This window comes from Pseudomonas sp. EA_5y_Pfl2_R50 (genome assembly GCF_963970475.1).
Classification (GTDB): Bacteria; Pseudomonadota; Gammaproteobacteria; order Pseudomonadales; family Pseudomonadaceae; genus Aquipseudomonas.
The window spans coordinates 125,469-151,258 of record NZ_CAXAPT010000010.1 but is presented as its reverse complement, the minus strand read 5'-3'; the positions used below and the strand labels follow the sequence as shown (position 1 = coordinate 151,258).

The window sequence follows — 25,790 nt, the reverse complement described above, 5'->3', positions numbered from 1 at the left end:
TACCTGGCCCAATGCAGTACAATCCGCCCCCTCCTCAATTTCCCCCAAGGAACCCACATGTCCGGGCTTGAACTGTTTGCTGCCGCTCTCGGCGTGATAGCCGTGTGGCTGACAGTCAAACAGAACCCGTGGTGCTGGCCGATCGGCCTGGTCATGGTGCTGCTGTACAGCTGGATCTTCTTTGAGGTGAAGCTGTATTCGGACATGTTGCTGCAGGTGATCTATGCCGCGCTGCAAGTCTACGGCTGGTGGCAATGGACACGGGCCGGGACGATGCATGACGGGCGTGAGGTGACGCGGCTCGACAAGCGTTCGATGCTGCTTGGCCTGAGCGTCGGCGCGGTCGGTAGCCTGCTGCTCGGTGCGGCGATGGCGCACTGGACTGACGCCGCGCAACCTTGGCTGGATGCTGCATTGACCGGTTTCAGCCTGGTGGCGCAACTGTGGATGGCGCAAAAACGTCTGCAATGCTGGGCGTTGTGGTTCGTGCTCGATGTGATATTCGTTGGCCTGTTCATCTATAAAGGGCTTTACCTCACCGCAGCATTGTACGGCCTGTTCACCCTGCTGGCCGTCCAGGGCTGGCGCGAGTGGCGCGCCGATCCGGCGTTGCAGCGATGAAGGTGGTCGTGCTGACCGGGCCCGAGTCCACCGGCAAGAGCTGGCTGGCGGCGGGCATTCAACAACGCTTCGGCGGTGTGCGTGTCGACGAATATGTACGTTGGTTCATGGAACAAAACCCGCGCGACACGTGCCTGGCGGATATCCCCGAGATCGCCCATGGCCAATTGCAGTGGGAAGACAAGGCACGGGCACAGCAAGCGCCGCTGCTGATTCTCGACACCCACCTGCTGAGTAACATGTTGTGGAGCCAGACCTTGTTCGGCGATTGTCCGGACTGGCTGGAAACCGAGTTGCTGGCGCGCCATTACGATCTGCAGCTTTTATTGTCCCCGGAACAGATCGACTGGACAGACGACGGGCAGCGCTGCCAGCCCGATCTGAAGCAGCGCTTGGCGTTCTTCCATGCCACCCGAGACTGGCTGGTACAACATCAACAGACCTTTCAGATCATTCGCGGCGACTGGGCCGAACGACAGGCTCAGGCCTTTGCAGCGGTCGAGTCACTCTTGGCGCAGTGACCCCTGTTTTCGGGCGTATATCCCCAGCGATTCCCCTGTTTCGGGGACAATGTGTCCGTTCCTGAAACACCTGTGCGGGTGCAAAGTGGCTGTTTCAGCGGGATTCATCCGATCGTCATCGTACTTGTTACGCCAATGAAACACTCCCCCGCAAACCCTTGTTCCAGAGCGTTGTTCAGCCAATAAACAGGTGAACAGGCGACGACGTGTTTCAACGATGAAACAGCCTATGTATCCGGCCCGAAGTGGTTTCCCCCTAACCTGTTGAAAATAATCAAAAATCAAAAAGCGGCACAGCTTTCGCTCTCTCCTTCACAACGCTGACTAGGGCCAGCCCACTGAAGAAGGAATTGCTGCCGTGGGGAATCTCAATAAAAGCATGACCTGCCTCCTGCTGATCGGATCAGCCGCCAGCGCTTTGATCAGCTTCAACGTGCAGGCAGAAGGCAACGGGGTGATCGTCCTCAATCGCGATGTTCAGCCAATCCCTATCGGTCGCAATGGCGGCAAAGACCCCTACCCGACCACCGTTAACGCCAACCCGTCGGCGCGCGTCAATCAAACCCTGAGCAGCACCGAACTCAATGACGGCGACTTTGCCAGTGTAGCCAGCGGTTCTTCGATTCGCGGCAACATCAGCACGCCCAATTCGAACCTGCCCGGCATGAACACTTTGACCACCCCCAACGGCATGCCAGGCATGAGTGCCGGCCATGGCGGTGGCTCGGGCGGCTCGATCTCAAACACAGTCAATCGTGCCATGAGCACCGGCCTTGCCCCTCTGACCCGCATGGCTGGAGGCCAATAAGATGAATCGCACGCTTCTTCTGCTCGCCCTGCTCGGTTGCTCCAGCGCCATGGCTGCCGACCCTGCCTCGATCAACAGCGCAAACATTCGGGATTCCGGTGCGCAGTACCGCGGCAACTTCAACGTCAACCAGGCTGCCGGTGACCAGATGCAACAGGCCAATACCAAGGCCATTGCCATCGGCACCGAGTCCCACGCTACCACCAGCGTCATCCAGAGAATCGATACGCCTGCGGATCGCTCGATGAACGCCAGCGCCAACATCGGTGGCAACTCTTTCAGTAATGGCAACGGGATTCTGGGCGTGAACCAGGGTGCCGGCGCCAATAACCAGATGGCCAACGTGACGCGCGTCAGCATCAGTGCTGCCCCGCAGAGCGTTGACGATAGCGCCCTTTCGCAACAGAACGTGGCGCTTTTACCAAGCTCAGGAGCAACTGGTACCTCACCCGGCAGTCGCCAGGTCACGACAAGTGATCAGGCCTTCACCGGCAGCCGCGGGGTAATCCAGGTGAACCAGAGTGCCGGGGTGGGGAACCGAATGGCTAACACCCTGAGCATCCGGGTCGCTGACTGACCCAAACAACAAAAGCAGTGCAATTAGAAAGTACCAACACTTAACCAACTAATAAGCACGTCGGAGAAACACCATGAAACCTACAATGGCTCTCAAACCACTGGTTTTCGCACTTGCAGCAGTGATGGCAATCGCAGCACAGGCAGGCGGTCGTGATAACGATCATGGTAACGGGCACGGCAATGGCCACAACCAGCCAAAAGGCCCAACCCTGGAACAGCTTCTGCAAATCACCGCCGGTGCCGGCGCAGCCGTTCTGGATGCACAGGACAGCAGCGGCAACGTGGTGAACAACCAAGGCACTGAAAACAATGCCAAGGCGCAGGACTCGCTGAACCAATCCAACGGCAACATGGGCGCCAACGTTGCAGCCGGTGACGGTAACCAACAAGACAACGCCGCCGCACTGGCCACCGCCGACGAAAGCTTCATCTTCGGCAATGCTGTTGCTGCCTCTAGCGCTACTCAGACGAACTCAAACAACTATGTGAAGAACTCGTCGACCCGCAACAACGCTACGTTGGATAACGCAGGTAACAACGGTTCCGGGAACATCGGCATCAACGTGACTTCCGGCAACTTCAACCAACAGAAAAACAACCTGGCAATTGCTGTGTCGGGTGGCCGTGTAGCCACTGCCGCTGCTGCCGCCAACCAGTCTTCGACTGGCCTGGTCGTAGAAAACAAAGGCGTGCAGACCTACAAAAAAGACACCCTTACTGGCACCTTCGCAGCCGCTGGCGCATTCGCTGCCAAAGGCACCGCAACCATCGAAGAAGATGACCACCACGGCGGTGGCGGTTATGGCAACCGTGGTGGCGGCCGCGACGATGACCAGAAAGCCAAATTCGAAGCCGTGGGTGTCTTCGGTCTGGCTGGCGTGACCACTAAACAAGTGTTGACCAAAGATGGCTGGAAAAACCCAACCATCAACAACGCCAACATGACTGGCTCGATGAACAACTTCTCCGGCAACGGTGGAGCCAACGTCTCGGCTGGTGTGGGTAACCAACAAAGCAACTCGCTGTCCATCGCCGCAGGTTGCAAAGCCTGCATGTAATCGCGATCGAAACGAAAGCCCCGGAAACGGGGCTTTTCCTCGGTTCCACAAGGCGTATTCGATCATGCGAACAACAGCCCTTCTCACTGTGCTTTGTCTGTCCGGCCTGACTCAGGCTGCCCAGATGCCAGTCGCTGCCCTGCCCGGTGGCGTGCTGGTCTACAAAGACGTGCAAAGCCTGCGTGAGCGCAAGTTTGCCGACATCGTCGAACAGAAAACCGACTTCAGTTGCGGTGCTGCCGCGCTGGCCACGGTGTTACGCCAGGCTTATTGGCTCGACGTCGATGAGGAGCACATCATCAAAGGCATGCTGGTCAACGCTGACCAGGACCTTGTTCGTACTCAGGGTTTCTCCATGCTCGACATGAAGCGCTACGTAGAAAGCATCGGTATGCGTGCCAGGGGTTACCGGATTCCGCGCGAAAAACTCGAAGCGGTGACCATTCCGGTGGTGGTTCTGATGGAGATTCGCGGCTACAAGCATTTCGTCGTGCTGCAGCGGTCTGACAAGGATTGGGTTTACATCGGAGATCCTGTCCTCGGACACAAGCGCTACACCCACGATGACTTTGTCAAAGGTTGGAACGGTATTGTTTTTGCCATCGTTGGCCCTGGGTACGACAAGGCAAACGCCTTGCGCAGCCCCCCTGTGCCATTGACAGCCAAGAACAAGCTGGACGGCTTCAACCCGGTCAAAGATGCTGAATTGATGGATTTCGGGTTCATACAGAGCGACTTCTTTTAATCGCCGATTATAAAGAGTGGGACTGGATGTCCCGGGAGCAGCAGATGAAAACCTCATACTGGCTGGCCGCCGCCTGCCTGGCAGCGAGTGCGTCAGGCTATGCCAATGCAGGATTCAAACCCATAGAAATAAAAGACCAGGAGCTCGCCGAGCTGCGTGGTCGCTATGTGATGCCGGGGCGCATTATCAGCTTCGGCATTGTCATGAGCAGCACCTGGCGCAACGCCAATGGCGATCTGATCGGGGCAGCGACCTCGATGCAACTTCAGGCAGCAACGCTAAAACCTGAATTCTATGTTCAGACGATCAAGGAGCATGGCAATGCCCTCGCCAATGCCAATGCAATCGCCAATGGCGCTAGCAGTAGCAGTGGTAGCAACGGCAGCGTCGTGCCAACGGGCACCGGCACGATTACCGGCGGTGCCGGACTCAACAGCAGCCAGGGCGTGACACAAAGCGTGCGCGCTGCCGGCGACAGCAATACCGCCTATAACAACGTCGCGATCAATGTTTCCGAAGCCAGACAGGCACCGGCGCTGATGCCTGCTCAAGGGCAGGCACTGATGGCCGGGCAAACCATCGGTGGCAGCAATGCTGCGGGTAGCGTGGCGGTTTCGGCCAGCGGTGGTGGCGTACAAATGGCCATTCAGGCATCCGGTAATCAGGGCACTGCCCTGCAACAAGTTGCCCAGGGCGGCTTGCTGCAGAACACCCGTTTGCTCGGCAATGCCAACGTGGTCAACAACATGACTCAACTCAACGTCGTACTGAACAATAACGGCATGAGTGCCGGCGCACTGGACTGCAACCTGACTCAACTCAGGGCACTACGCAATATCGGATATTGAACTACGCTGAGTCTCGATCATTGGGCTTAAAGGGACGGCTTATTCATGTATCGATCAGTATCACTGCGTGCCGCAGTGTGTTTGAGTACTCTACTCCCGGCCGCGATGCTGCAAGCGGCACCTGACGCGGATGTAGAGGCCCTGAAACAGGAACTTCTGGAACTGAAGCAACGATACGAAGTACAACAAAAAGCCCTGGCGGTACTCGAGCAGCGGGTTCGCCAAGTAGAAGAACAGCCTGCCGCCCCTGCGCCAAAACGACTGGCGAAGTCTCCATCGGACATGAAAGGCAATCGCGTTGCCACCGGCACCGGGGCCGCAGCAGCGTCCGGGGGCGCCGCCGGGGGCAGTGGCGCGTCGTATGGTCAATCGCTGGCTGACGACACCCAACCGGCTCAGAGTGTGTCCAACCTCTACGACGAAGCCAGCGGCTTCTTTGGCGGGGGCAAGTTCAGCGTCGAAACCGGCGTGACTTATTCGCGTTATGACACGCGTCAGTTGATCCTCAACGGCTTCCTGGCACTGGACTCGATCTTTCTCGGCAACATCAACCTTGACCGGATCAAGGCTGACACATGGACGTTTGATCTCACCGGCCGCTACAACTTCGATAATCGCTGGCAGTTCGACCTGAACGTACCGGTGGTGTATCGCGAATCGACTTATCAGTCGGGCGGCGGCAACCAGGGCGCGGCAGGTGTAACCACGGAAGAAACCGTCACCAAAGATCCAACCATTGGCGACGTCAACTTCGGTATCGCCTACAAGTTCCTCGACGAGTCGGTCAACACGCCGGACGCGGTCGTCACCCTGCGGGTCAAGGCGCCAACCGGCAAGGACCCGTTCGGGATCAAGCTGCGTCAGACCGATGCCAACACCAACCTGTTCGTACCTGACACCCTGCCTACCGGCAACGGCGTCTGGTCGATCACGCCCGGCATCTCGCTGGTCAAGACATTCGACCCGGCCGTCCTGTTCGGCAGCCTTTCCTACACCCACAACCTGGAGGAGTCATTCGACGACATCAGCTCGACCGTCAACCAGAAAACCCCGGGCAAGGTGCGCATAGGCGACAGCTTCCAGATCGGCGCGGGTATCGCTTTCGCGCTGAACGAGAAGATGAGCATGTCGTTCTCGGTGTCCGACCTGGTGCAACGCCGCAGCAAAATCAAACAGGATGGCGGCGACTGGGAATCGGTAGTGTCGAGCGACGCCAACGCCGGTTACTTCAACGTCGGTATGACCATTGCAGCCAGCGACAACCTGACCATCGTGCCCAACCTGTCCATCGGCATGACGGATGATGCCCCGGACTTTTCCTTCAGCCTGAAATTCCCGTACTACTTCTAAAGCAGAGAAAAGGATCGCAGCCTTCGCCCGCGCCTGGATTTGATATCTGCAGGCGCTGACGAAGGCTGCGATCTTTTGCTTTCAGCGAATCTGATGTTTGTGCAACAGGCGATAAAACGTTGGACGCGACACCCCGAGCACCTTCGCCGCGATGCTCAGGTTATCGCTGTGCCGGTTCAACACGTCGCACAGCGCCTGGCGTTCGGCGCGAGTCTTGTAGTCTTCCAGCGTGCCCATCGGCGTGGCAATCGAGTGCTGGCTGATCAGCCCCAGATCACGGGCCTCAATCTGCCGGCCTTCGGCCAACACCAAGCCGCGGCGAACCCGGTTGGCCAGCTCACGGACGTTGCCCGGCCAGTCATGTTTGCCCATCGCAATCAGCGCGTCTTCGCTGAAACTGCGTGGACGCCGACCGGTTTCGTGGCTGTAGAAATGGGAAAAGTGGTTGGCGAGCATCGACAGATCACCGTGACGCTCACGCAAGGGCGCTGTCACCACTTGCAGAACGTTGAGGCGGTAATACAAGTCTTCGCGAAAGCGCTTCTTCTCGATGGCTGCTTCAAGATCAACGTGGGTCGCCGCCAAGACGCGCACATCAACCGGGATTGGCTGACTGCCACCGACCCGCTCAATGTGTTTTTCCTGAAGAAAGCGCAGCAGGTTGGCTTGCAGTTCCAGCGGCAGATCGCCTATTTCGTCGAGAAACAGGGTTCCGCCGTTGGCCGCCTCGATGCGTCCGACCTTGCGCTGATGCGCGCCGGTGAAAGCGCCTTTTTCATGACCGAACAGCTCGGACTGAATCAAGTGTTCGGGAATCGCCCCGCAATTGATCGCCACGAACGGTTTGCTGTGGCGCTGGGACTGGCGATGCAGCGTGCGGGCCACCAGCTCTTTACCGGTGCCGCTTTCACCTCGGATCAGCACGGGCGATTCGGTGGGCGCCAGTTTGCTCAGCAGTTTGCGCAGTTCACGAATCGGTTTGCTGTCGCCGAGCAATTCGTGTTCCGGCTGGTCGACGTGAATCGTGCCCTGCCCGCGCAGGCGCGCCATGCCGAACGCGCGACCGAGAGTGACCTGCACCCGCGATACGTCGAACGGCAATGTATGAAAATCGAAAAACCATTCGCAAACGAAGTCGCCGACGTTTTGCAGACGCAGGACTTCCTGATTCAACACAGCGATCCACTCGGTGCCGCTGCGACTGATCAGTTCCTTGACCGCTTCGGGGCGTTCCAGGTGGAAAGGTTGCAGGCGCAGCAAGCCGACGTCACAACTTCGATCAGCGGCATTTTCCAAGGTACAACTGTCGACATCCCATCCGATGGCGCGCAAACCGGGTAATAAGCGGTGACAGTCGTCGCACGGATCGACCACCAATAATCGTCGTAACGCAGGCGCTTCGCTCATGACTGTTCCTTGGCGCCAAATTATTAGAAATGATTGTAAAAACAGTCATTTGGCAGACCCGACTGTAACACTAGCAAGAATTTGACGGCGCCTTGTACCGATTGCTTATAGGTGTATCAGCAAACAAGTTATAAGAAGCTCGGTTGTTAGTTAGCTATCGACTCTTTTCTCTCGCCAACCTTTCAGCGACCTTTCAAATGCGGTGCAAAAACCCTTGCGATGAAAGAAAGTTGAAATTTCTTTGTTTCGGGTGTGACCCACTCCCCGGTTGCGTGCATCAGTACAAGTAACCAGCCGAACGGTAAGCCCAACCGACGGCAGATCATTTGATTGGGCACTACAGAGAGAAGACCCCATGACCGCCCCGCTCCGTATCAACGAAGCTCTTTTGATTGCCAACCACGCGTTCAAACCTTTCCAGTGTGTGGCCTGGGCTCCACAAGACGGCAATGGCGAAGTGAGCCTGACCGTCATTGACCGCACCAACAACCATATCGGTCGCCAACAGATTCCAAACAGCGCCTACAGCGATCCGGCACAGCTTGAACAACTGCTGCAGCAAGCGCGCGCCGAACTGAGCCAGCACGGTTACGAACTGCAATCCTGGTCGATGCCGCACTAATAACCAAGGGACTTGCGGATAACAATCGGGTTATCCGCCCTCTTGTGACTAGTTGTATTTAATTTTCTTCCTTTCGTACTTTTGTACAACTTTCCGGCGTGCTTGACTTATCAAGTGCTTGGCAGGCTTGCGATTGGTTCAAAAAGACATTGTTCTGGCACAGTACGACCCTCCACCTGTTAGTTCTGCCAGTTGTACTTCGCTCAATACAGGGATTGAATGTTCCGCTCATGCAGTTACCGGCCTATTTGGGTCACGGTGGACTCGCAAGGAGATGCGTGCATGTCAATCCACAATGCTTTCGCCCTGCCGGAGCGAATAGACCAGGCCCGCCGGCTCGATACACGTTTCGCCAGTTCCGGCGTCGCCCAAGTGTATTTCGCCGGCAGCTTCGCCAGCATGACCCAAGGCGTGGCCGTTGATCGCCAGGGTCGACTCCTCGTCGCCGCCAAAGTCACGACCGCCAATGGCAGCTGTTTTGGCCTGGCGCGCCTGCTCGAAGACGGTTCTGCCGATTTGAGCTTTGGCCTTCAAGGCAGTGTCATTGGCCAATTCGCCTCGGGTCACGAAGGCATGGCCGGCAAAGTACTGGAGCTGCCTGACGGACGAATCCTGTTGGCGGGTCTGCATTACGAGAACACTCATCGCACCCTTCCCGCCCTCGCGCTCTTCGACGAACACGGTCGCGCCGATCCTTCGTTTGGCGACGACGGCTTTCAGGTCGTGCGCTTGCCCGGCGACCTTTCCATGGGCACGCGGGATTCCTGGCTGCCACCCGGTGTGCCCGGTGCCGAAGCCTGCGACATCGCGGTGCAGGACGACGGCCACATTCTGCTGATCGCCAATCACCACTTCGAGCTTGCCGACCACGCCGGCATGCTGATACGCCTCAAGCCCGATGGCCGCCTGGACAACACGTTCAATGGTCGCGGTTTTGTGATGGTTCGGCATCTGTTGCTCAATACGTGGCTGAGCAGCCTGACCCTGCAAAAGGACGGACGCATTTTGGTCGGCGGCTCCATCAACTTCCCGCAGGAAGGATTGCTCGCTCGTTATCTGGCCGATGGCCGGCTCGATGAAAGCTTCGCCATCGACGGCTTCATGGCGTTCAAAGCCCAAGGCCACAGTGTTCTGATCAGTCAGGTCATCGAAACCGACGAGCGCTTGCACTGTTTCGGCAGCAGCCGCGACCCGATCCGTTGCCTGGCCCTGACTCTGCACCACAATGGTCGCCCCGACCTGCACTGCAACGCTGGCTACCCGTCCCTGCTCGATATCGGCCACAGCGGCTGTCAGTGGAACGCTGCACGGCGCACAGCAAAGGGCGAACTGATTGCGGTGGGTTCCACCATCGGCGGTGTCGAAGCCGACTTCATTGTCGCGCGCTACCGGGCGGACGGCGAACTCGACAGCAGGTTCGGCCAGGGTGAAGGCTGGTTGCGCACACGTCTGGGTCGCAGCCTCGACATGGCCACCTGCATCGCCCTGCCACCTGACAGTGCGGTGGTGGTCGGCGGCTATTCTCTGGACGGTAATTACCGCGCGGTCGTGGCTCGCTATCTGACTGACTAAAGAGAAACTTCCCACACTTGATCTTCGACGACACATGCGGCAACTTGCGCGCTTCTTAATATAAGGAGCAGCCGATGTCCGGTTCAATGGCCCAAGCGTTCGCGCAAAATTTTCTCGGGCACTCGCCACGCTGGTACAAGGCGACAATCGTCGGTTTCCTGATCCTCAATGCCTTGGTGTTTTTCACCCTTGGCCCGGTTGCTACCAGCTGGCTGCTGGTGCTCGAATTCATTTTCACCCTGGCCATGGCGCTCAAGTGCTATCCGCTGATGCCCGGCGGCCTGTTGCTGATCGAAGCCTTGCTGCTGAAGATGACCACGCCGCAAGCGCTATACGATGAACTGGTGCACAACTTTCCGGTAATTCTGCTGCTGATGTTCATGGTCGCCGGCATCTACTTCATGAAGGATTTGCTGCTGTACCTGTTCTCGCGCCTGCTGCTGGGCGTGCGTTCGAAAGCGGTGCTGTCCCTGATGTTCTGTTTTCTGTCGGCGTTTCTCTCGGCCTTTCTCGATGCGCTGACGGTGACCGCGGTGATCATCAGCGCGGCGGTGGGATTCTATTCGGTCTATCACCGCGTCGCCTCCGGCAACGATCCGCGCAAGGACAGCGAGTTCGGCGATGACCGCCACCTGGCGACGCTGCATCACGACGATCTGGAGCAGTTCCGCGCCTTCCTGCGCAGCCTGTTGATGCACGGCGCGGTCGGCACAGCGCTGGGCGGCGTCTGCACGCTGGTGGGCGAGCCGCAAAACCTGCTGATCGGCCACGAAATGGGCTGGCACTTCGGCGAGTTCTTCCAGAAAGTCGCCCCCGTGTCGTTGCCGGTACTGGTGGCAGGTCTGGTGACCTGCGTGTTGCTGGAGAAACTGCGCTGGTTCGGCTACGGCACGCTGCTGCCAGATAATGTCCGCGCCATACTCGCCAACTATGCCGCCGAAGACAATGCCGAACGCACGGTACGCCAGCGCGCGGCGTTGCTGGTGCAAAGCGCGGCAGCGCTGATCCTGATTGGCTGTCTGGCCTTCCATGTCGCGGAAGTCGGTTTGATCGGCCTGATGGTGATTGTGTTGATCACCGCGTTTACCGGGATCACTGACGAGCATCGGCTGGGCAGCGCATTCAAGGAGGCGATGCCGTTTACCGCGCTGCTGGTGGTGTTCTTCGCGGTGGTGGCAATGATTCACGATCAACAACTGTTCGCGCCGCTGATTCAGTGGGTACTGGCGCTGCCGTTCGAGCAGCAACCGGGCATGTTGTTTATCGCCAATGGTCTGCTGTCGGCGATCAGCGACAACGTGTTTGTCGCCACGATCTACATCACCGAAGTGAAACAGGCGTTCCTCGCCGGCAATATGAGCCGCGAGCATTTCGAAACCCTGGCGATTGCGATCAACACCGGGACCAACCTGCCCAGCGTGGCGACCCCGAATGGACAGGCCGCGTTCCTGTTTTTGCTGACGTCGGCGATTGCGCCATTGGTGCGACTGTCTTACGGACGGATGGTGTGGATGGCGCTGCCGTACACTTTCGTGATGGGCCTGCTGGGCTGGTATGCGGTGAGCTACTGGCTCTGACAAGCACTGAATAAACCTGTGGGAGCGAGTCTGCTTGCGAAGAGGGAGTGTCAGACAACGGATTCGTTGAATGACACACCACTTTCGCGAGCAGGCTCGCTCCCACATTTGGTTCTGCGTGCTTTCAGTGAGGGAGGATGTATTTTTCGATTGCCTGGGCCACGCCGTCTTCAGTGTTCGGCGCGGTGATCACGTCGGCCTGACGCTTCACCGCCTCCTCCGCTTGCCCCATGGCAATCGACAAGCCGGCGCAATGAAACATCGCCGGGTCGTTGCCGCCGTCTCCAATCGCGGCAGTCTGCTCCAGCGGTACGCCGAGGTGTGCCGCCAGAGTCGCCAGCGCGGCGCCTTTGTTGGCTTCCAGCGCCGTCACATCCAGGTAAACCGGTTGCGAGCGCGACACCTGCGCCATGCCTTCGACCTTAGCCAGAAGGCGCGCCTCCAGTTCGATCAACAGCTCAGTGTTGTGACTGGTCGCGACAATCTTGTCGATGCGCTCCAGATACGGTTCGAAACTCTCAACCACCACCGGCGGATAGCCGAGGCCATGCTGTTCGCGCGGCACCATCGGCCCGTGTGGGTCCTTGAGCAACCAATCGCCGCCACTGAATACCCAGATTTCGACATCCGGCTGGTCGGCGAACATGGCCAGCGCAATCAGCGCGGTAGTTGCCGGTAGATAATGCGCCACCAGCAGACTGCCGTCAGGATTGACGATAGTACCGCCATTAAACGCTGCGGTTGGCAGATCGACGCCCAACGCTTCGATCTGCTGCAACATGGCTTTCGGCGGCCGGCCCGTCGCGAGACTGAACAACACGCCGGCTTCACGCAGCGAACGCACCGCTTCAATGGTGCGCTGGCTCAGGCTGTGATCGGGCAGCAACAGTGTGCCGTCCATATCACTGAGCAGAAAACGGACAGGTTGTTGCGGCAAGTCACTCATCCCAGGCCATGCCAGACGCGGCCATCGCGAGTCAGCAGTTCTTCGGCAGCCTGCGGGCCATCCTCACCAGCGGCGTAGCTCTGCACACTGGCATCTTGCTGCCAGGCATCGAGGAACGGTTGCACCGCGCGCCATCCGTTCTCGATGTTGTCGGCGCGCTGGAACAGCGTCTGATCGCCCGTCAGGCAGTCGTAGATCAGGGTTTCGTACCCCGTCGACGGCTGCATCTCGAAGAAATCCTTATAGGCAAAGCCCAGTTCGATGTTGGCCATGTTCAACGCCGGCCCCGGGCGCTTGGCCAACAGGTCGAACCACATGCCTTCGTTCGGCTGGATCTGGATACGCAGGTAAGTCGGCTGCAACTCGTCGACTTCGGTGTCACGGAACTGCGCATACGGCGCCGGTTTGAAGCAGATGACAATTTCGGTGTCACGCACGCTCATGCGTTTGCCGGTCCGCAGGTAGAACGGCACACCGACCCAACGCCAGTTGTCGATCATGACTTTCAGGGCGACGTAGGTTTCGGTGTTGCTGTCGGGTGCGACGTTGGCTTCCTGGCGATAGCCGTTCAACGCCTTGCCACCGACTTCACCGGCGCTGTACTGGCCGCGAACCGAGTTGGCCCGCGCCTCTTCAGTGGTCCAGGGGCGAATCGCCCCGACGACCTTGGCCTTCTCGCCGCGCACCGCGTCGGCGCCGAACGCCGCGGGTGGTTCCATCGCCACCATCGCCAGCAACTGAAACAGGTGATTGGGCACCATGTCGCGCAATGCGCCGGTGTGTTCGTAAAAACTGCCACGGGTTTCGACGCCGACGGTTTCGGCGGCGGTGATCTGCACGTGGTCGATGTAGTGATTATTCCAGAAGGCTTCGAACAGGCTGTTGGAGAACCGGCTGACCAGAATGTTCTGCACGGTTTCCTTGCCCAGATAGTGGTCGATCCGATAGATCTGCTTCTCGGACATCACTTTGAGCAAACAGGCGTTCAATGCTTCGGCGGTTTGCAGGTCGGAGCCAAACGGCTTCTCGATCACCACCCTTCGGAAAGCTTGCGGGGTTTCTTCGAGCAAACCGGCGCTGCCGAGGCGGCGCACCACTTCACTGAAGAAACGCGGCGCGGTGGCCAGGTAGAACACCGCATTGCCGGTGCCGCTGTCGGCGATTTTCGCCGCCAGTGCTGAATAGGTGCTGTCGTCCAGAAAGTCGCCCTGGACGTAGCTGATACCTTTGGCGAGCTTGGCCCACAAGGCCGGATCAAGCATCTGATCACCCTTGCCAACCTTCGCCGCCACTTCGGTACGGATGAAGTCTTCGAGTTTCTGCGCGAAGGCCTCATCGGTAATGGCGTTGTGGTCAACGCCAACGATCCGCAGGTTCTCGTCAAGCAAGCCGTCGCGACTGAGGTTGTACAGCGCCGGCATCAGCAAGCGCTTGACCAGGTCGCCGTGGGCACCGAACAAAAACAGCGTGGTCGGTGGTGCGGGTTCTGCCTTGGATTTCCTGCGGATCGTATGGGTCATTTCTTCGGTGTCTCCACGTGGCCGCCGAAGCCGAAGCGCTGGGCCGAAAGAATCTTGTCGCCAAAGGAGCCCTGACCGCGCGAGCGGTAGCGCGAGAACAGCGAGTTCGACAGCACCGGCACCGGCACCGCCTGTTCCATGGCCGCTTCGATGGTCCATTGACCTTCGCCGCTGTCGGCGACGGAACCAGAGAAGCCGTCCAGTTTCGGATCGCTGGCCAGCGCGTCGGCGGTCAGGTCGAGCAACCACGAGGAAACCACACTGCCACGACGCCAGACTTCAGCGATGTCGGCGACGTTCAGATCGAAACGCTGATCTTCCGGCAGACGCTCGCTGGACTTGGTCTTGAGGATGTCGAAGCCTTCGGCGAACGCGGCCATCATGCCGTACTCGATGCCGTTGTGAATCATCTTCACGAAGTGACCGGCACCGGCGGGACCGGCGTGGATGTAGCCGTGTTCGGCGCGGTGATCAGCGGACTTGCGGTCCTTGGTGCGCGGGATGTCGCCCAGGCCGGGTGCCAGTGCGGCGAACAGCGGGTCGAGGCGCTGCACGGTTTCGGCGTCACCGCCGATCATCATGCAATAGCCGCGCTCCAGGCCCCAGACGCCGCCGGAGGTGCCGACGTCGATGTAGTGCAGGCCTTTCTCGGCCAGGGCTTTGGCCCGGCGGATGTCATCCTTATAGTTGGTGTTGCCGCCGTCGATGATGGTATCGCCGGCTTCGAGCAGATCGCTCAAGCTGTTGATGGTGTCTTCGGTCGGCGCACCGGCCGGCAGCATGACCCAGACCGCGCGCGGTTTGGCCAAGCCTGCGACCAGTGCCGGCAGGTCGGCTACGCCGGTGGAGCCCTCGGCGACCAGGTTATCGATGAAAGCGGTATTGCGGTCGTAAACAACGGTGGTGTGACCGTTGAGCATCAGACGTCGCGCAATATTGCCGCCCATGCGGCCCAGTCCAATAATCCCGAGTTGCATGTGCTGATGCTCCTTACTGCAAATAAAAGTGTGTCATTGGTTATAGCCCAACGCGACTAATGGAGGGTTAGTCCAGAGCGTTGCGATGAAGTTTCCGGGCATTGTGCCCGATCCTGACTGATAACGCCCCGAAACGTGGCGAAGACACACCGACCATGAAAAATAAAAAAGTTCCAATCACGGGCAAAAGAAATCAAAATTGGCGCCGATAGTAAGTCAGCACCTCAGATCCGGGGGCGATTTACAGTTGATGCACGCCATTTGCGAGGTGAGCAATGGGCACAGTACACACAGCAATGCCGCCACAAACCCTGTACGTGACAATCCGTCGCGATGAACTGAGCAAGTTGAAAGACGAGCGCGACCAACTCAAGCAGGAGCTGGCGCAATTGCGCGCATTGACTCAGGGTGCCCAGCCCAAGCCTCTTCCGGTGGTTCAGCGCCATCCGCACGCCTGACCTGCCCGCGTCCTCCGGGAGCGATGTGTATCGCTCCCGACATGATTGATCATTGCGTGTAATACGCAACTGACAAAGTTTTCACATTCCCTTGGTGATACTCCCGCGCATTCTGGCCGGGCGTGCGCGTTCGGCCTCCGTTCGTCGGTTTCATGGATGCGTTCCGGCGGTGGTTTTCACGACTGAGCTGGAGTGCTGAATGGCATTGTTTAAACGCAGCAAAACGACTGCGACGGGTTTTGACTGGGCCGGTTTCCTCTGGCTGTTCGTCTTCTTCTGGTACTTTTCGGGTATCACCCAACTGCTGATTCAACTGACCGGCACATCCGGTTTCACCGGCTTCCGTCAGGCGTTCGTGATGAGCGCCATCTGGCTGGCGCCGATGCTGCTGTTCCCCAAGCGCACCAAAATGCTCGCCGCCGTGATCGGTATCGTGCTGTGGGCCTGTTCCATGGCCAGCCTGGGTTATTTCTTCATCTATCAACAGGAATTCTCCCAGAGCGTGATTTTCATCATGTTCGAATCGAACGTGTCCGAAGCCGGTGAGTACATGACCCAGTACTTCGCCTGGTGGATGGTTCCGGCGTTCCTCGCGCACACGCTGTTCGCCTATTTCCTCTGGACCCGCCTGCGCCCGGTGTACCTGCCGCGCGGTCGGGCCTTGGTGGCGGCAATGGCAATCGTGGTTGCTGTGGTCGGCTATCCGCTGATCAAGCAAACCCTGCGCACCGGCAGCTTCGCCGGCGGTTTCGAGAAATTCGAAACCCGCATCGAGCCAGCCGTGCCATGGCAGATGGCCGTGGCCTATCATCGCTACCTCGACACCCTGGCCGACATGCAGGGCATGCTGCACAGCGCGAGCAAGATCGCGCCGCTGCAAAACCTTCAGGACGCCTCGGCCAATCAGCCGTCGACCCTGGTGCTGGTCATCGGTGAATCGACCAACCGTCAGCGCATGAGTCTCTACGGTTATCCGCGCAAGACCACGCCGGAGCTGGACAAGCTCAAGGATCAACTGGCGGTATTCGACAACGTCATCACCCCGCGTCCTTACACCATCGAAGCGTTGCAGCAGGTGCTGACCTTCGCCGATGAGGAAAACCCGGACCTGTTCCTGTCGACGCCGTCGCTGGTGAGCATGATGAAACAGGCCGGCTACAAGACCTTCTGGATCACCAACCAGCAGACCATGACCAAGCGCAACACCATGCTCACGACCTTCTCCGAGCAGGCCGACGAGCAGGTGTACCTGAACAACAACCGCAACCAGAATGCCGCCCAGTACGACGGCGACGTCATCGAGCCGTTCAACAAGGCGCTGACCGACCCGGCGCAACGCAAGCTGATCGTCGTGCATCTGCTCGGTACGCACATGAGCTATCAGTACCGTTATCCGCCGAGCTTCGACAAGTTTCAGGATCGCAATGGTGTGCCGGTCGGTGTGCGTGACGACCAGGTGCCGACGTACAACAGCTACGACAAGGCCGTGCTGTACAACGACTTCGTGGTGTCGAGCCTGATCAAGGATTACGCCAAATCCGACCCGAACGGCTTTTTGCTGTACCTGTCCGACCACGGTGAAGACGTATTCGACTCGGTCGGTCACAAGACCCTCGGCCGCAACGAAAACAAACCGACCGCGCCGATGTACACCATCCCGTTCATGGCCTGGGCCTCGCCGAAGTGGAAGGAGAACCATGACTGGAATTTCGCCGGGGATCTGAGCCGGCCGTACAGCAGCTCCCAGTTCATCCACACCTGGGCGGATCTGGCCGGGTTGAGCGCTGATGAACTGGATCGCAGCCGCAGCCTGGTCAGTGCCAGCTTCAAGCCACGTCCGCTGATGATCGGCAATCCTTACGAACGCCAGCAGCGACCGTTGATTGACTTCAGTCTGATGAAGCCGAAAAAACCGGCGGCAACGAACGTCGAAGTGGTGCAGCAGTAAGACGACAGGGGCCGGAAACGGCCCCTGTCTTTTTTCGGAAACATGTTGCAAAACCTGCACTGAACGGGCGTTAACCCCGGGTTAATTCGCGACAAACAGACTCTCTTGCGAGATCTGCTTCATGGACGAACGGCTCCCACTTATCAGTAGGAGGCACCATGAAAATCACTACCGCAATTCTTGCCGGGCTATTCGCCCTGGGTTCTGCCAGCGTTTTTGCCGAGGGCGGCGCTGAGCGCATGCGTTACTACTACGACAACTTCCCGGTTCACCACGCCCAGAGCGAGCAGCAGAGCGACGCCAACGCGAAAGAAATTCGCGTTCCCGCCGATCAGACCGCGCAGGTGATCGAGTCGTATCGCCACTGAATTCAAAGAGCAACCGATGGACCTCCCATGGCTCCGCTCCGGCCTGGGAGAAGACAGTTGGGCGCCCACTTCGGGCGCCTTTTTTTATGCCTGCAGTTCCTTGATCCAGAACAGCATCCGCCCGTGATCGGGGTCGAACATGCCTGGCGCAAAGCCAAACTTGCTGTAGGCGTTCTGCGCCACCGCGTTGCCTTCGAGCACTTCGAGGGTGATCTTGCAGCAGCCGCGCTGGCGGGCGATGTCCTCGACCTTGCGCAGCATTTTCTGGCTGAGGCCGAGGCCACGGAATTTACCGGCTACCGCTACGTCGTGCACGTTGACCAAGGGTTTGCAGGCAAACGTGGAAAACCCCTCGAAACAATTCACCAGCCCTGCCGGTTCGCCACCGACGAAGGCAAGCACGCTGAACGCGTGCGGTCGACGGGCCAATTCTTCCGGCAAACGCCGAAGCAAATCGGGGTCCAGCGAATGACCGCCACCCATAGGGTCCTCGGCGTAAAGATTGAGCACGATGCCGATGGCCTCGGCGTGCACTGGATTGGTGTAGCTGGCCTGAAGTACCAGAATTTCTGCGGAATCCATTTCCATCCCCGATCAAACACAAGCCTCGGCGCGCAACGTGCGCGCTGATAGGCTGCTCGACCTTAGCGCGGTCGTGATCCGCCGGGCAACCCGCAACAGCAAAAGATCCTTTGCTTTTTCAATGTCCCCAAATCAACTCTTCAGTCCAGCCCAGCTCGGCGAAGTCTTGCGCACGCAGGTGGCTTTCACCGGCACAGAAAAACTCGTCCAGTTGTGGCGGCTTTATCGACGTTGCGCTGAGCATCGCGTGCACCTGGCCACGGTGATGGATCTGGTGTTCGAACAGGTGCGAGAGCATGCGCAAACGGCTGTCGTGCTGCGGTGTATCTCGGGCAATGGTGACGAGACGGAGCAGGTCCGCGTCGCGCAGTTGCTCGCAATAGGCGATCAGACGCCGGTCGACGTGCGCCTGTTCTTCACGCAACGGGGCAGCTTCGGTGAACGGCTCATCCTGATTGAAAAAGACGTAGCAGTCCGGGTGCGGCTCGACGCCGCGCAGTTCTCGTTCCAGTGCGTCGACGTAGAACCAGTCGCAGATCAGGATGTGATTGAGGGTCAGGCGAATGCCCGGAAAGAAACTCACCCGAGGCGCGGCCAGCTCGGCATCGCAGAGTTGCGACCAGGCCTTTGCCAAACGGTGATTGGCCCAGGCATTCTGGTAGGCCATGGTCAGCAAGTGATGGGATAGCGGTTGACTCATGGTGGCGCCCTCTTCACTCAAGCGTCGGCAAAGCGCTGCAACTGCATCTCCTGCAAACGGCTGAGGGTCCGGCGGAAGGGAAATTCCAGATAACCCTCGGTGTACAGCGCGTGCATGGGGGCTTGCGCCTCGATGTACAGCGGCACTTTGCGGTCGTAGCACTCGTCGACCAGCGCAATGAAGCGGCGCACGCCGTCGTCATGCACTGACAACTGTGGCAGTTCGCGATCCCCGGCGATCACCCGTTCAGCGCCATCTTCGGTGCCCCTGGCAATGCGCCCTTCGCGTTTCCGAGCGCTGAGATTGGGCACCTCGCTCATCAGGATAGCGCGGTATCCATCGCACAGCGCGATGAAGTCCATGGCGGCAAAGGGTTGTTCGCACAGATCAGCGTAGCGGCACCACAACACCGATTCACTGGCCTGCACCACGCTCAGAATCCGATGGCCGACCGGCACGGGTTCGCGGCTGGCGGCCTGCCCTTGTGTCAGTGCCTGAAACACCGCGTCGAGTGCGCTGGCCGAATCCGGCGTGGCCACAAAATACCGTTGCTCGATGGCCCCCGGGTGCAAGCGATGGTCCTCGGCGCCATTGACCGGGACAACTTGCATATGCGCCTTGATGGCTGCAATGGCCGGGGTGAAGCGGTCACGATTGAAGCCGTCGGCGTACAGATCGTCCGGGGGCAGGTTCGAGGTGCAGACCACCACCACACCTTCGTCGAACATCACCTGAAACAACCGGCCAAGAATGATCGCGTCGCCAATGTCATTGACGAACAGTTCATCGAAACACAGCACCCGCACTTCGGCAGCCAACTCCTTGGCCAGCGCCCGCAACGGATCGGCGATCCCGGTCAACTGGAACGAGCGCTGATGCACCCAGCCCATGAAGTGATGGAAATGCTGACGCCGTGCCGGCACACGCAGGCATTGATAGAACTGATCCATCAGCCAGGTCTTGCCGCGCCCGACCGGGCCCCACAGGTAGACGCCGGTGACCGAACGGACACCGGCGTGCAGGGCTTGGTGGCATTTGTGCAGCGCCCAGACCGCGTGTTCCTGGGCTTCATCCTGGATGAAACCCTTGTGTTGAACGGCGTGTTGCCAGGCACTTAAAGGGGAGTCGAACGTCATGCGCGGCAGTATGCCACGATGCTCACAGGGAGATAAACGCAGCCCGCTCCCACAGGCGTCATGCGTTGGTGTTCAGAGGTCGACTTTGTGCCGGGCGGCGTACAGACAGAGCATTTCCATGGCCAGGGTGGCGGCGGCCAGTGAGGTGACGTCGGCATGATCGTAGGCCGGGGCGACTTCGACGACATCCATTCCCACCAGATTGATCCCGCGCAGGCCGCCGAGTATTTCCAGCGCCTGCACCGTGCTCAGGCCGCCGCACACCGGGGTTCCCGTGCCAGGGGCGAAGGCCGGATCGAGGCAGTCGATGTCGAACGTCAGGTACACCGGGTTATCGCCGACCCGCGCGCGGATCGCTTCGACAATCGCTTCGCAGCCACGCCGATGCACTTGCCGTGCATCGAGGATCTGGAAGCCCATCGGGTCGTCATTGGTGGTGCGCAAGCCGATCTGCACCGAGCGCGCCGGGTCGACCAACCCTTCCCTGGCCGCGTGCCAGAACATGGTGCCGTGATCGACGCGCTTGCCCTCTTCGTCCGGCCAGGTGTCGCTGTGTGCGTCGAAGTGGATCAGCGACAGCGTGCCGTGTTTGCGCGCATGGGCCTTGAGCAGCGGGTAACTGATGAAGTGATCGCCGCCGAAGGTGAGCATGGCGCTGCCGGCATTGAGGATGTGCTCGGCGTGGGCTTCGATGCTTTGCGGGATCGAGTGCGGCGCGCCGTAATCGAAGGCGCAATCGCCATAATCGATCACCGCCAGATGATCGAACGGGTCGAACGCCCAAGGCCAGTGCCGCTCCCAGGCAATCCCGGTGGACGCGGCGCGAATCCCGCGTGGCCCGAACCGTGCGCCGGGGCGGTTGCTGGTGGCGGTGTCGAACGGCACGCCGCTGACCGCCACGTCGACGCCGCGCAGGTCACGGCTGTAACGGCGGCGCATGAAACTGGTGATGCCGGCGTAGGTGCTTTCGGCAGCCGTGCCATAAAGGCTGTCACGGGTCAGGGCCTGGTCATTTTGCATTGGCACGTCCATCGGTGTGCTCCTTCTTGTTTGTCGAGGGCTATTGGTGACTACGGAAAGTGGTCCACAGGCGCGTGCGCTGGCGCATGTCCTTGAGGCTCATGCTGCGGTCGGCGTAGAGCCGTTCGCGCACGTCGGCAGGCGGGTAGATGTCGGGATCGCTGCGCACCGCTTCATCCACCAGCGGCGTTGCTGCCTGATTGGCGGTGGCGAAATACAGCGTGTTGGTCAGTTCGGCGACCGAGTCAGGCCGCAGCATGAATTCAATGAACGCCCGCGCCGCTTCCGGGTGCGGCGCGTCTTTGGGGATCGCCAGGTTGTCCTGCCAGATCAGCGTGCCTTCCCGGGGAATGCGGTAAGCGACCTCGAACGCCTTGTTGGCCTTGCGCGCCTGATCGGCGGCCATGCTTGCGTCGCCGTTATAGGTCAGGGCGAGGCACACATTGCCACTGGCGAGGTCATTGATCTGCCGCCCGGTGGCGACGTACAGCGCTGACGGCTGGAGTTTCTGCAACAGCGCTTGCGCGGCCGCCAGATCATGCCTGTCGGTGCTGTAGGGATCTTTTCCCAGATAGTGCAGGGCCAGACCGATGACTTCCTGCGGCGAATCGAGAATCGCGATTCCGCAATCCTTGAGCTGGCTGGCATATTCAGGTTTGAACAGCAGATCAAGACTGTTCAGCGGCACATCCGGCAGACGTTGTTTGATCGCTTCGACATTCATCCCCAGCCCCAACGTGCCCCAGGTGTACGGCACGCCGTAGCGGTTGCCGGGATCGACAGCGGCGAGTTTTTCCAGCAGGTCGGGATCAAGGTTGGCGTAACCCTTGAGGCCGTCGTGGAGGATTTCTTTCAGCGCGCCGGCGGCCAATCCAAGGGCCAGCACGCTGGAAGACGGCACCACCACGTCATAACCGCTGCCGCCGGTAAGCAATTTGGTTTCCAGCACCTCGGACGTATCGAAGGTGTCGTAGCGCACGTGAATGCCGGTTTCCTTTTCGAAACGCTGCAGGGTTGCCGGCGGTACGTAATCAGCCCAGCTGTAAAGATTGAGGGTTTTGTCCTCGGCCTGAGCGTTGATGATCACAGACAGCAACAGCGCGGGGAAACACAGCTTGAATACGGGAGCCATGACGAACACCTGAGCGGAGGAAGTGGTAGCAGGATGCGCGCTCGGATACATTGGCAAAATATCAAGTTTGTTAACCTGACTTTATTGCGGAGTAATGTGATGCTCGGCCAGCTTCACGACGTCGATTTGCAGCTGTTGCGTATGTTTGTGCGTGTCGTCGAGTCCGGCGGTTTCAGCGCCGCGCAAGGTGATCTGGGCCTCAGCCAGTCGAGCATCAGCCAACAGATGGCCAAGCTTGAAACCCGTCTCGGCTACCGTTTATGCAGTCGTGGCAAAGGCGGATTCAGTGTCACCCCCAAGGGTGAGCAACTGCTGATCGCCGTGCGCTCGCTGTTTGAATCGATTGAAACCTTTCGCCATCAATCCAACGGCGTCGCCGGGCGCTTGATCGGTGAGGTGCGCCTGGGAATTTCCGAAGCGGTGGATCAATCGGTGCTGCAACGGGTCGCCGAGGCGATCCGGCGCTTTCGCGAGCGTGACGAGTCGGTGCGCATCGAACTGATCAGCGCCATGCCTGGGGAGATGGAACGCTTGCTGCTGCAACAGCGACTGGATCTGGCCATCGGCTATTTCTCCCAGGTGCAGAGCGCATTCGACTACCGTCAGTTGTTCAGTGAAACCCAGCATTTGTATTGCGCGCCGGGCCATCCGTTGTTCAGCGATCCGACGCCCGACGATGCAGCGCTGGCCGCCTGCGACCGGGTCGATCATCCCTATCGTTTTCTGCGCAGCGACGAACCGTTTCAGGGCAAGGTCTGTTCGGCGCGATCGGAGCAAGTCGAAGGCACCCTCGCCTTTATTCTGTCGGGCAAGCATGTCGGTTATCTGCCCGATCACTATGCGCGGGGCTGGCAGGAAAAAGGTTTGCTGCGCGCGGTACGCCAAGGCGAACTGAGTTTTGAGGTGGCGTTTCATCTGGCGCGGTACCGCGCGCAGGTGCCGGGGGATGCGCAAAAAGCCTTTGAAGAAGACCTGCTCGCAGCCTTCTCCTGATACATCTCCCTGTCGCTGCCGCAGGCTGCGAGCCTTTGATCCTGAAAGATCGCGGCCTCTTTTCACTCGATTGCTTCTCCAGCGCAGTTTGCTGATAGCGACCCGTAAAACCTGACCTTTCAGGCAATTATTGCTCGTTGCCCTCGCCGTCCTCTTCCGGCATCCTGCGCCTCCATTTTCTGACCCGGCCCCGCCTTGCGGCACGCAAACCACCATGACCGCCTCTGAAAAAGTCCCGCGCAACAACGATCTGCTTTACGGCCTCAACGACCGTCCGCACCTCACCGCCACCGTATTTGCCGCGCTGCAACACGTGTTGGCCAGCTTCGTCGGCATCATCACGCCGACCCTGATCATGGGCGGTGCCCTCGGTCTGCACAGCGAAATTCCGTACCTGATCAGCATGGCGTTGTTCGTCTCCGGCCTCGGCACCTTCGTGCAGGCCAAGCGTTTTGGCCCGGTCGGTTCGGGTTTGCTGTGCCTGCAAGGCACCAGTTTTTCCTTTATCAGCGTGATTCTCAGCGCCGGGTTCATGGTCAAGGCGCGCGGTGGCGGTACCGACGAAATTCTCTCGACGATCTTCGGCGTGTGCTTTTTCGCCGCGTTCATCGAAGTGGTGCTGAGCCAGTTCATCGGCAAACTGCGCATGCTGATCACCCCGGTGGTCACCGGCACCATCATTACGCTGATGGGCCTGTCGCTGATCAAAGTGGCAATGACCGACATCGCCGGCGGTTTCGGCGCCCCCGATCTCGGCGCGGCCAGCCATGTTTTCCTCGCTGCGCTGGTCATCGGCACCATCGTGGTGCTGAACCGCGTCGACGTGCCGTTCCTGCGCCTGGGCGCCATCGTCATCGGACTGACCCTCGGCTACGTCGTCGCCTGGCTGATGGGCAGCGTGGATTTCGCTTCGATGCCTGAAGTGCCGCTGGTCAGCGTGCCGGTGCCGTTCAAGTACGGCTTCAATTTCGATTGGGTGGCGTTCGTGCCGGTGGCGGTGATCTTCCTTGTCTCGCCGCTGGAAGCGGCGGGCGACCTGACCGCCAACTCGATGATCTCCCGGCAACCGGTCAAAGGCCCGCTGTACATCCGCCGGATCAAATCCGGTCTGCTGGCCGACGGTCTCAACTCGGCCATGGCCGCGGTGTTCAACAGCATGCCGATGGTGACCTTCGCGCAGAACAACGGCGTGATCCAGCTGACCGGCGTTGCCAGTCGCTACGTGGCGTTCTTCATTGCCGGTCTGCTGGTGTTGCTGGGGTTGTTCCCGATGATCGGCGCGGTGCTGCAACTGATGCCGAAACCGGTACTCGGCGGCGCCGAACTGGTGATGTTCGGCACCGTTGCCGTAGCCGGGATCAAGATACTCGCCGAAGCCGGCCTGCATCGGCGCAACATGCTGATCGTGGCGATTTCCCTCGGCATGGGCCTGGGCATCGCGGCGGTGCCGGAAGTGCTGCGCGAACTGCCGCAAGCGCTGCGCAACATCTTCGAATCGCCGATCACCGTCGGTGCGTTGTGCGCTATCGTGCTGAACATCTTCCTGCCAGAAGAATTCATCGAGCTGGAAGAAGACGATTTCGACCCGGAAGCCTCTATTCTTCAGGTCATGGAAAACCCCGACATGCCGGCCAAGGGTGAACCTGCCCAGCCCGGGGCTGTCGCACAGTTGAACCGTTAAACGCTGCGCTCCACACAAAAGGGCTGGCCGGTGACGGTTCAGCCCTTTTTTGTCGAGAGTCTGTTTATGCGCCGCCTCCACGCCGTCATTCTGTCGCTGTTGCTGCTGTCCCTCAGTGCCTGCGCGCTGTTTCCCAACCGTGATCCGGTGAACATCAACGTCGTCGGTCTCGAACCGTTGCCGAGCCAGGATCTGGAAGTGCGTTTTGCAATCAAGATCCGCGTACAGAACCCCAACGACACCGCTATCGATTACAACGGCATTGCCCTCGATCTGGAGGTCAATGGTCATTCACTGGCGTCCGGCGTCAGCGATCAGAGCGGCTCGATTGCGCGCTTTTCCGAAACCATCGTCAGCGTGCCGGTCAGCATTTCCGCGTTCTCGGTGCTGCGCCAGACCCTCGGCCTGAGCCAGACGCAAACCCTCGACAATCTGCCTTACGTGCTGCGCGGCAAACTCGCCGGCGGCTTGTTCGGCACTCTGCGGTTTGTCGACAGCGGCAAGCTCAGCCTGCCGAAAGCCAGTGCCGCGACCTGGTAGAAATGCGCTAGCCATTGCAATTGGCTGACGCCGAAGCGGTGCAGCGAGCATTCCCCTAAAACCCTGTGGGAGCGGGCTTGC

At 59.4% G+C, this 25,790-nt stretch carries 26 protein-coding genes; 17 read left to right on the top strand and 9 right to left on the bottom strand.

The window, feature by feature from the left end:
• Positions 1–57: 57 nt before the first annotated feature.
• The 8 genes from pnuC (at position 58) to AACY19_RS18395 (ending at position 6,530) form a co-directional block, all read left to right on the top strand.
• Positions 58–621, top strand: coding sequence for a nicotinamide riboside transporter PnuC (gene pnuC / locus AACY19_RS18430; protein WP_339452640.1), 564 nt, complete (start codon positions 58–60; stop codon positions 619–621).
• The gene (locus AACY19_RS18425) at positions 618–1,142 is read left to right on the top strand and encodes an AAA family ATPase (RefSeq protein ID WP_339452638.1); all 525 of its coding nucleotides are present in this window, start codon (positions 618–620) and stop codon (positions 1,140–1,142) included. The genes pnuC and AACY19_RS18425 overlap by 4 nt, the downstream gene beginning before the upstream one ends.
• Before the next feature lie 358 nt (positions 1,143–1,500).
• On the top strand, positions 1,501–1,950 hold the full coding sequence (locus AACY19_RS18420; RefSeq protein ID WP_339452635.1) for a hypothetical protein: 450 nt from the start codon (positions 1,501–1,503) through the stop codon (positions 1,948–1,950).
• Between the two features lies 1 nt (position 1,951).
• Entirely contained in the window at positions 1,952–2,527 is a 576-nt protein-coding gene (locus tag AACY19_RS18415; RefSeq protein ID WP_339452633.1) for an adhesin, read from the top strand.
• 73 nt (positions 2,528–2,600) lie between these two features.
• A complete protein-coding gene (locus AACY19_RS18410) occupies positions 2,601–3,587 on the top strand; it encodes a heme utilization protein (RefSeq protein WP_339452631.1) in 987 nt (328 codons plus the stop codon).
• Between the two features lie 64 nt (positions 3,588–3,651).
• The gene (locus AACY19_RS18405) at positions 3,652–4,332 is read left to right on the top strand and encodes a C39 family peptidase (RefSeq protein WP_339452629.1); all 681 of its coding nucleotides are present in this window, start codon (positions 3,652–3,654) and stop codon (positions 4,330–4,332) included.
• A 44-nt stretch (positions 4,333–4,376) separates the two neighbouring features.
• Positions 4,377–5,180, top strand: a complete 804-nt coding sequence (locus AACY19_RS18400; protein WP_339452628.1) for a hypothetical protein — start codon at positions 4,377–4,379, stop codon at positions 5,178–5,180.
• Between the two features lie 45 nt (positions 5,181–5,225).
• Entirely contained in the window at positions 5,226–6,530 is a 1,305-nt protein-coding gene (locus AACY19_RS18395) for a hypothetical protein (protein WP_339452626.1), read from the top strand.
• 81 nt (positions 6,531–6,611) lie between these two features.
• On the opposite strand, the gene AACY19_RS18390 is transcribed toward AACY19_RS18395, so the two are convergent.
• Positions 6,612–7,937, bottom strand: coding sequence for a sigma-54 dependent transcriptional regulator (locus tag AACY19_RS18390; RefSeq protein ID WP_339452624.1), 1,326 nt, complete (start codon positions 7,935–7,937; stop codon positions 6,612–6,614).
• A gap of 355 nt (positions 7,938–8,292) precedes the next feature.
• On the opposite strand from AACY19_RS18390, the gene AACY19_RS18385 reads away from it, so the two are divergent.
• From AACY19_RS18385 to nhaB, 3 genes are all read left to right on the top strand, one after another.
• A complete protein-coding gene (locus AACY19_RS18385) occupies positions 8,293–8,559 on the top strand; it encodes a hypothetical protein (RefSeq protein WP_339452622.1) in 267 nt (88 codons plus the stop codon).
• 282 nt (positions 8,560–8,841) lie between these two features.
• Complete coding sequence (locus tag AACY19_RS18380; RefSeq protein ID WP_339452620.1) at positions 8,842–10,131, top strand: hypothetical protein; 1,290 nt, start codon at positions 8,842–8,844, stop codon at positions 10,129–10,131.
• A 74-nt stretch (positions 10,132–10,205) separates the two neighbouring features.
• Positions 10,206–11,708 (top strand): sodium/proton antiporter NhaB, encoded by a 1,503-nt coding sequence (nhaB, locus tag AACY19_RS18375; RefSeq protein WP_339452618.1) that lies wholly within the window; start codon positions 10,206–10,208, stop codon positions 11,706–11,708.
• Between the two features lie 124 nt (positions 11,709–11,832).
• Here the strand turns inward: nhaB and AACY19_RS18370 are convergent, their stop codons facing one another.
• The 3 genes from AACY19_RS18370 to gnd are packed head-to-tail and all read right to left on the bottom strand — an operon-like array spanning position 11,833 to position 15,151.
• On the bottom strand, positions 11,833–12,654 hold the full coding sequence (locus AACY19_RS18370) for an HAD family hydrolase (RefSeq protein WP_339452616.1): 822 nt from the start codon (positions 12,652–12,654) through the stop codon (positions 11,833–11,835).
• Entirely contained in the window at positions 12,651–14,174 is a 1,524-nt protein-coding gene (zwf, locus tag AACY19_RS18365) for a glucose-6-phosphate dehydrogenase (protein WP_339452614.1), read from the bottom strand. The genes AACY19_RS18370 and zwf overlap by 4 nt, the downstream gene beginning before the upstream one ends.
• On the bottom strand, positions 14,171–15,151 hold the full coding sequence (gene gnd / locus AACY19_RS18360) for a phosphogluconate dehydrogenase (NAD(+)-dependent, decarboxylating) (protein WP_339452612.1): 981 nt from the start codon (positions 15,149–15,151) through the stop codon (positions 14,171–14,173). The genes zwf and gnd overlap by 4 nt, the downstream gene beginning before the upstream one ends.
• Positions 15,152–15,426: 275 nt before the next feature.
• Between gnd and AACY19_RS18355 the strand changes: the two genes are divergently transcribed.
• The 3 genes from AACY19_RS18355 to AACY19_RS18345 all read left to right on the top strand — a co-directional run bounded on the left by AACY19_RS18355 (position 15,427) and on the right by AACY19_RS18345 (position 17,925).
• Complete coding sequence (locus tag AACY19_RS18355) at positions 15,427–15,609, top strand: DUF6026 family protein (RefSeq protein ID WP_339452610.1); 183 nt, start codon at positions 15,427–15,429, stop codon at positions 15,607–15,609.
• Positions 15,610–15,808: 199 nt separating this feature from the next.
• Positions 15,809–17,557: a phosphoethanolamine transferase CptA gene (locus tag AACY19_RS18350; protein ID WP_339452608.1), complete on the top strand. Its 1,749-nt coding sequence runs from the start codon at positions 15,809–15,811 to the stop codon at positions 17,555–17,557.
• Positions 17,558–17,715: 158 nt separating this feature from the next.
• Positions 17,716–17,925: a hypothetical protein gene (locus AACY19_RS18345; RefSeq protein WP_339452606.1), complete on the top strand. Its 210-nt coding sequence runs from the start codon at positions 17,716–17,718 to the stop codon at positions 17,923–17,925.
• Positions 17,926–18,009: 84 nt separating this feature from the next.
• Here the strand turns inward: AACY19_RS18345 and AACY19_RS18340 are convergent, their stop codons facing one another.
• From AACY19_RS18340 to AACY19_RS18320, 5 genes are all read right to left on the bottom strand, one after another.
• Complete coding sequence (locus tag AACY19_RS18340; RefSeq protein ID WP_339452604.1) at positions 18,010–18,507, bottom strand: GNAT family N-acetyltransferase; 498 nt, start codon at positions 18,505–18,507, stop codon at positions 18,010–18,012.
• Positions 18,508–18,625: 118 nt separating this feature from the next.
• On the bottom strand, positions 18,626–19,207 hold the full coding sequence (locus AACY19_RS18335; RefSeq protein WP_339452602.1) for a DinB family protein: 582 nt from the start codon (positions 19,205–19,207) through the stop codon (positions 18,626–18,628).
• 17 nt (positions 19,208–19,224) lie between these two features.
• Positions 19,225–20,343 carry a cell division protein ZapE gene (gene zapE, locus AACY19_RS18330; protein ID WP_339452600.1) on the bottom strand — a complete coding sequence of 373 codons (1,119 nt, stop codon included), beginning with the start codon at positions 20,341–20,343 and terminating at the stop codon, positions 19,225–19,227.
• 72 nt (positions 20,344–20,415) lie between these two features.
• The gene (gene speB, locus AACY19_RS18325) at positions 20,416–21,375 is read right to left on the bottom strand and encodes an agmatinase (RefSeq protein ID WP_339452598.1); all 960 of its coding nucleotides are present in this window, start codon (positions 21,373–21,375) and stop codon (positions 20,416–20,418) included.
• Positions 21,376–21,403: 28 nt separating this feature from the next.
• Positions 21,404–22,495 (bottom strand): extracellular solute-binding protein, encoded by a 1,092-nt coding sequence (locus tag AACY19_RS18320; protein ID WP_339452596.1) that lies wholly within the window; start codon positions 22,493–22,495, stop codon positions 21,404–21,406.
• 99 nt (positions 22,496–22,594) lie between these two features.
• On the opposite strand from AACY19_RS18320, the gene AACY19_RS18315 reads away from it, so the two are divergent.
• The 3 genes from AACY19_RS18315 (at position 22,595) to AACY19_RS18305 (ending at position 25,709) form a co-directional block, all read left to right on the top strand.
• Complete coding sequence (locus AACY19_RS18315) at positions 22,595–23,488, top strand: LysR family transcriptional regulator (RefSeq protein WP_339452594.1); 894 nt, start codon at positions 22,595–22,597, stop codon at positions 23,486–23,488.
• A gap of 214 nt (positions 23,489–23,702) precedes the next feature.
• Positions 23,703–25,169, top strand: coding sequence for a nucleobase:cation symporter-2 family protein (locus tag AACY19_RS18310; protein ID WP_339452592.1), 1,467 nt, complete (start codon positions 23,703–23,705; stop codon positions 25,167–25,169).
• Between the two features lie 66 nt (positions 25,170–25,235).
• Positions 25,236–25,709 (top strand): LEA type 2 family protein, encoded by a 474-nt coding sequence (locus AACY19_RS18305; protein ID WP_339452590.1) that lies wholly within the window; start codon positions 25,236–25,238, stop codon positions 25,707–25,709.
• Positions 25,710–25,790 lie beyond the last annotated feature (81 nt).

Bases quoted from the DNA above. Each gene is read 5' to 3' on its own strand.
- AACY19_RS18405 (WP_339452629.1), top strand. From the start codon at position 3,652: ATGCGAACAACAGCCCTTCTCACTGTGCTTTGTCTGTCCGGCCTGACT.
- AACY19_RS18340 (WP_339452604.1), bottom strand. From the start codon at position 18,507: ATGGATTCCGCAGAAATTCTGGTACTTCAGGCCAGCTACACCAATCCA.
- gnd (WP_339452612.1), bottom strand. From the start codon at position 15,151: ATGCAACTCGGGATTATTGGACTGGGCCGCATGGGCGGCAATATTGCG.
- zwf (WP_339452614.1), bottom strand. From the start codon at position 14,174: ATGACCCATACGATCCGCAGGAAATCCAAGGCAGAACCCGCACCACCG.
- AACY19_RS18350 (WP_339452608.1), top strand. From the start codon at position 15,809: ATGGCATTGTTTAAACGCAGCAAAACGACTGCGACGGGTTTTGACTGG.
- AACY19_RS18305 (WP_339452590.1), top strand. From the start codon at position 25,236: ATGCGCCGCCTCCACGCCGTCATTCTGTCGCTGTTGCTGCTGTCCCTC.
- AACY19_RS18415 (WP_339452633.1), top strand. From the start codon at position 1,952: ATGAATCGCACGCTTCTTCTGCTCGCCCTGCTCGGTTGCTCCAGCGCC.
- AACY19_RS18370 (WP_339452616.1), bottom strand. From the start codon at position 12,654: ATGAGTGACTTGCCGCAACAACCTGTCCGTTTTCTGCTCAGTGATATG.
- AACY19_RS18400 (WP_339452628.1), top strand. From the start codon at position 4,377: ATGAAAACCTCATACTGGCTGGCCGCCGCCTGCCTGGCAGCGAGTGCG.
- AACY19_RS18335 (WP_339452602.1), bottom strand. From the start codon at position 19,207: ATGAGTCAACCGCTATCCCATCACTTGCTGACCATGGCCTACCAGAAT.
- AACY19_RS18390 (WP_339452624.1), bottom strand. From the start codon at position 7,937: ATGAGCGAAGCGCCTGCGTTACGACGATTATTGGTGGTCGATCCGTGC.
- AACY19_RS18345 (WP_339452606.1), top strand. From the start codon at position 17,716: ATGAAAATCACTACCGCAATTCTTGCCGGGCTATTCGCCCTGGGTTCT.
- pnuC (WP_339452640.1), top strand. From the start codon at position 58: ATGTCCGGGCTTGAACTGTTTGCTGCCGCTCTCGGCGTGATAGCCGTG.
- AACY19_RS18320 (WP_339452596.1), bottom strand. From the start codon at position 22,495: ATGGCTCCCGTATTCAAGCTGTGTTTCCCCGCGCTGTTGCTGTCTGTG.
- AACY19_RS18425 (WP_339452638.1), top strand. From the start codon at position 618: ATGAAGGTGGTCGTGCTGACCGGGCCCGAGTCCACCGGCAAGAGCTGG.
- nhaB (WP_339452618.1), top strand. From the start codon at position 10,206: ATGTCCGGTTCAATGGCCCAAGCGTTCGCGCAAAATTTTCTCGGGCAC.
- zapE (WP_339452600.1), bottom strand. From the start codon at position 20,343: ATGACGTTCGACTCCCCTTTAAGTGCCTGGCAACACGCCGTTCAACAC.
- AACY19_RS18395 (WP_339452626.1), top strand. From the start codon at position 5,226: ATGTATCGATCAGTATCACTGCGTGCCGCAGTGTGTTTGAGTACTCTA.
- AACY19_RS18310 (WP_339452592.1), top strand. From the start codon at position 23,703: ATGACCGCCTCTGAAAAAGTCCCGCGCAACAACGATCTGCTTTACGGC.
- AACY19_RS18410 (WP_339452631.1), top strand. From the start codon at position 2,601: ATGAAACCTACAATGGCTCTCAAACCACTGGTTTTCGCACTTGCAGCA.
- AACY19_RS18380 (WP_339452620.1), top strand. From the start codon at position 8,842: ATGTCAATCCACAATGCTTTCGCCCTGCCGGAGCGAATAGACCAGGCC.
- AACY19_RS18315 (WP_339452594.1), top strand. From the start codon at position 22,595: ATGCTCGGCCAGCTTCACGACGTCGATTTGCAGCTGTTGCGTATGTTT.
- AACY19_RS18385 (WP_339452622.1), top strand. From the start codon at position 8,293: ATGACCGCCCCGCTCCGTATCAACGAAGCTCTTTTGATTGCCAACCAC.
- AACY19_RS18355 (WP_339452610.1), top strand. From the start codon at position 15,427: ATGGGCACAGTACACACAGCAATGCCGCCACAAACCCTGTACGTGACA.
- speB (WP_339452598.1), bottom strand. From the start codon at position 21,375: ATGGACGTGCCAATGCAAAATGACCAGGCCCTGACCCGTGACAGCCTT.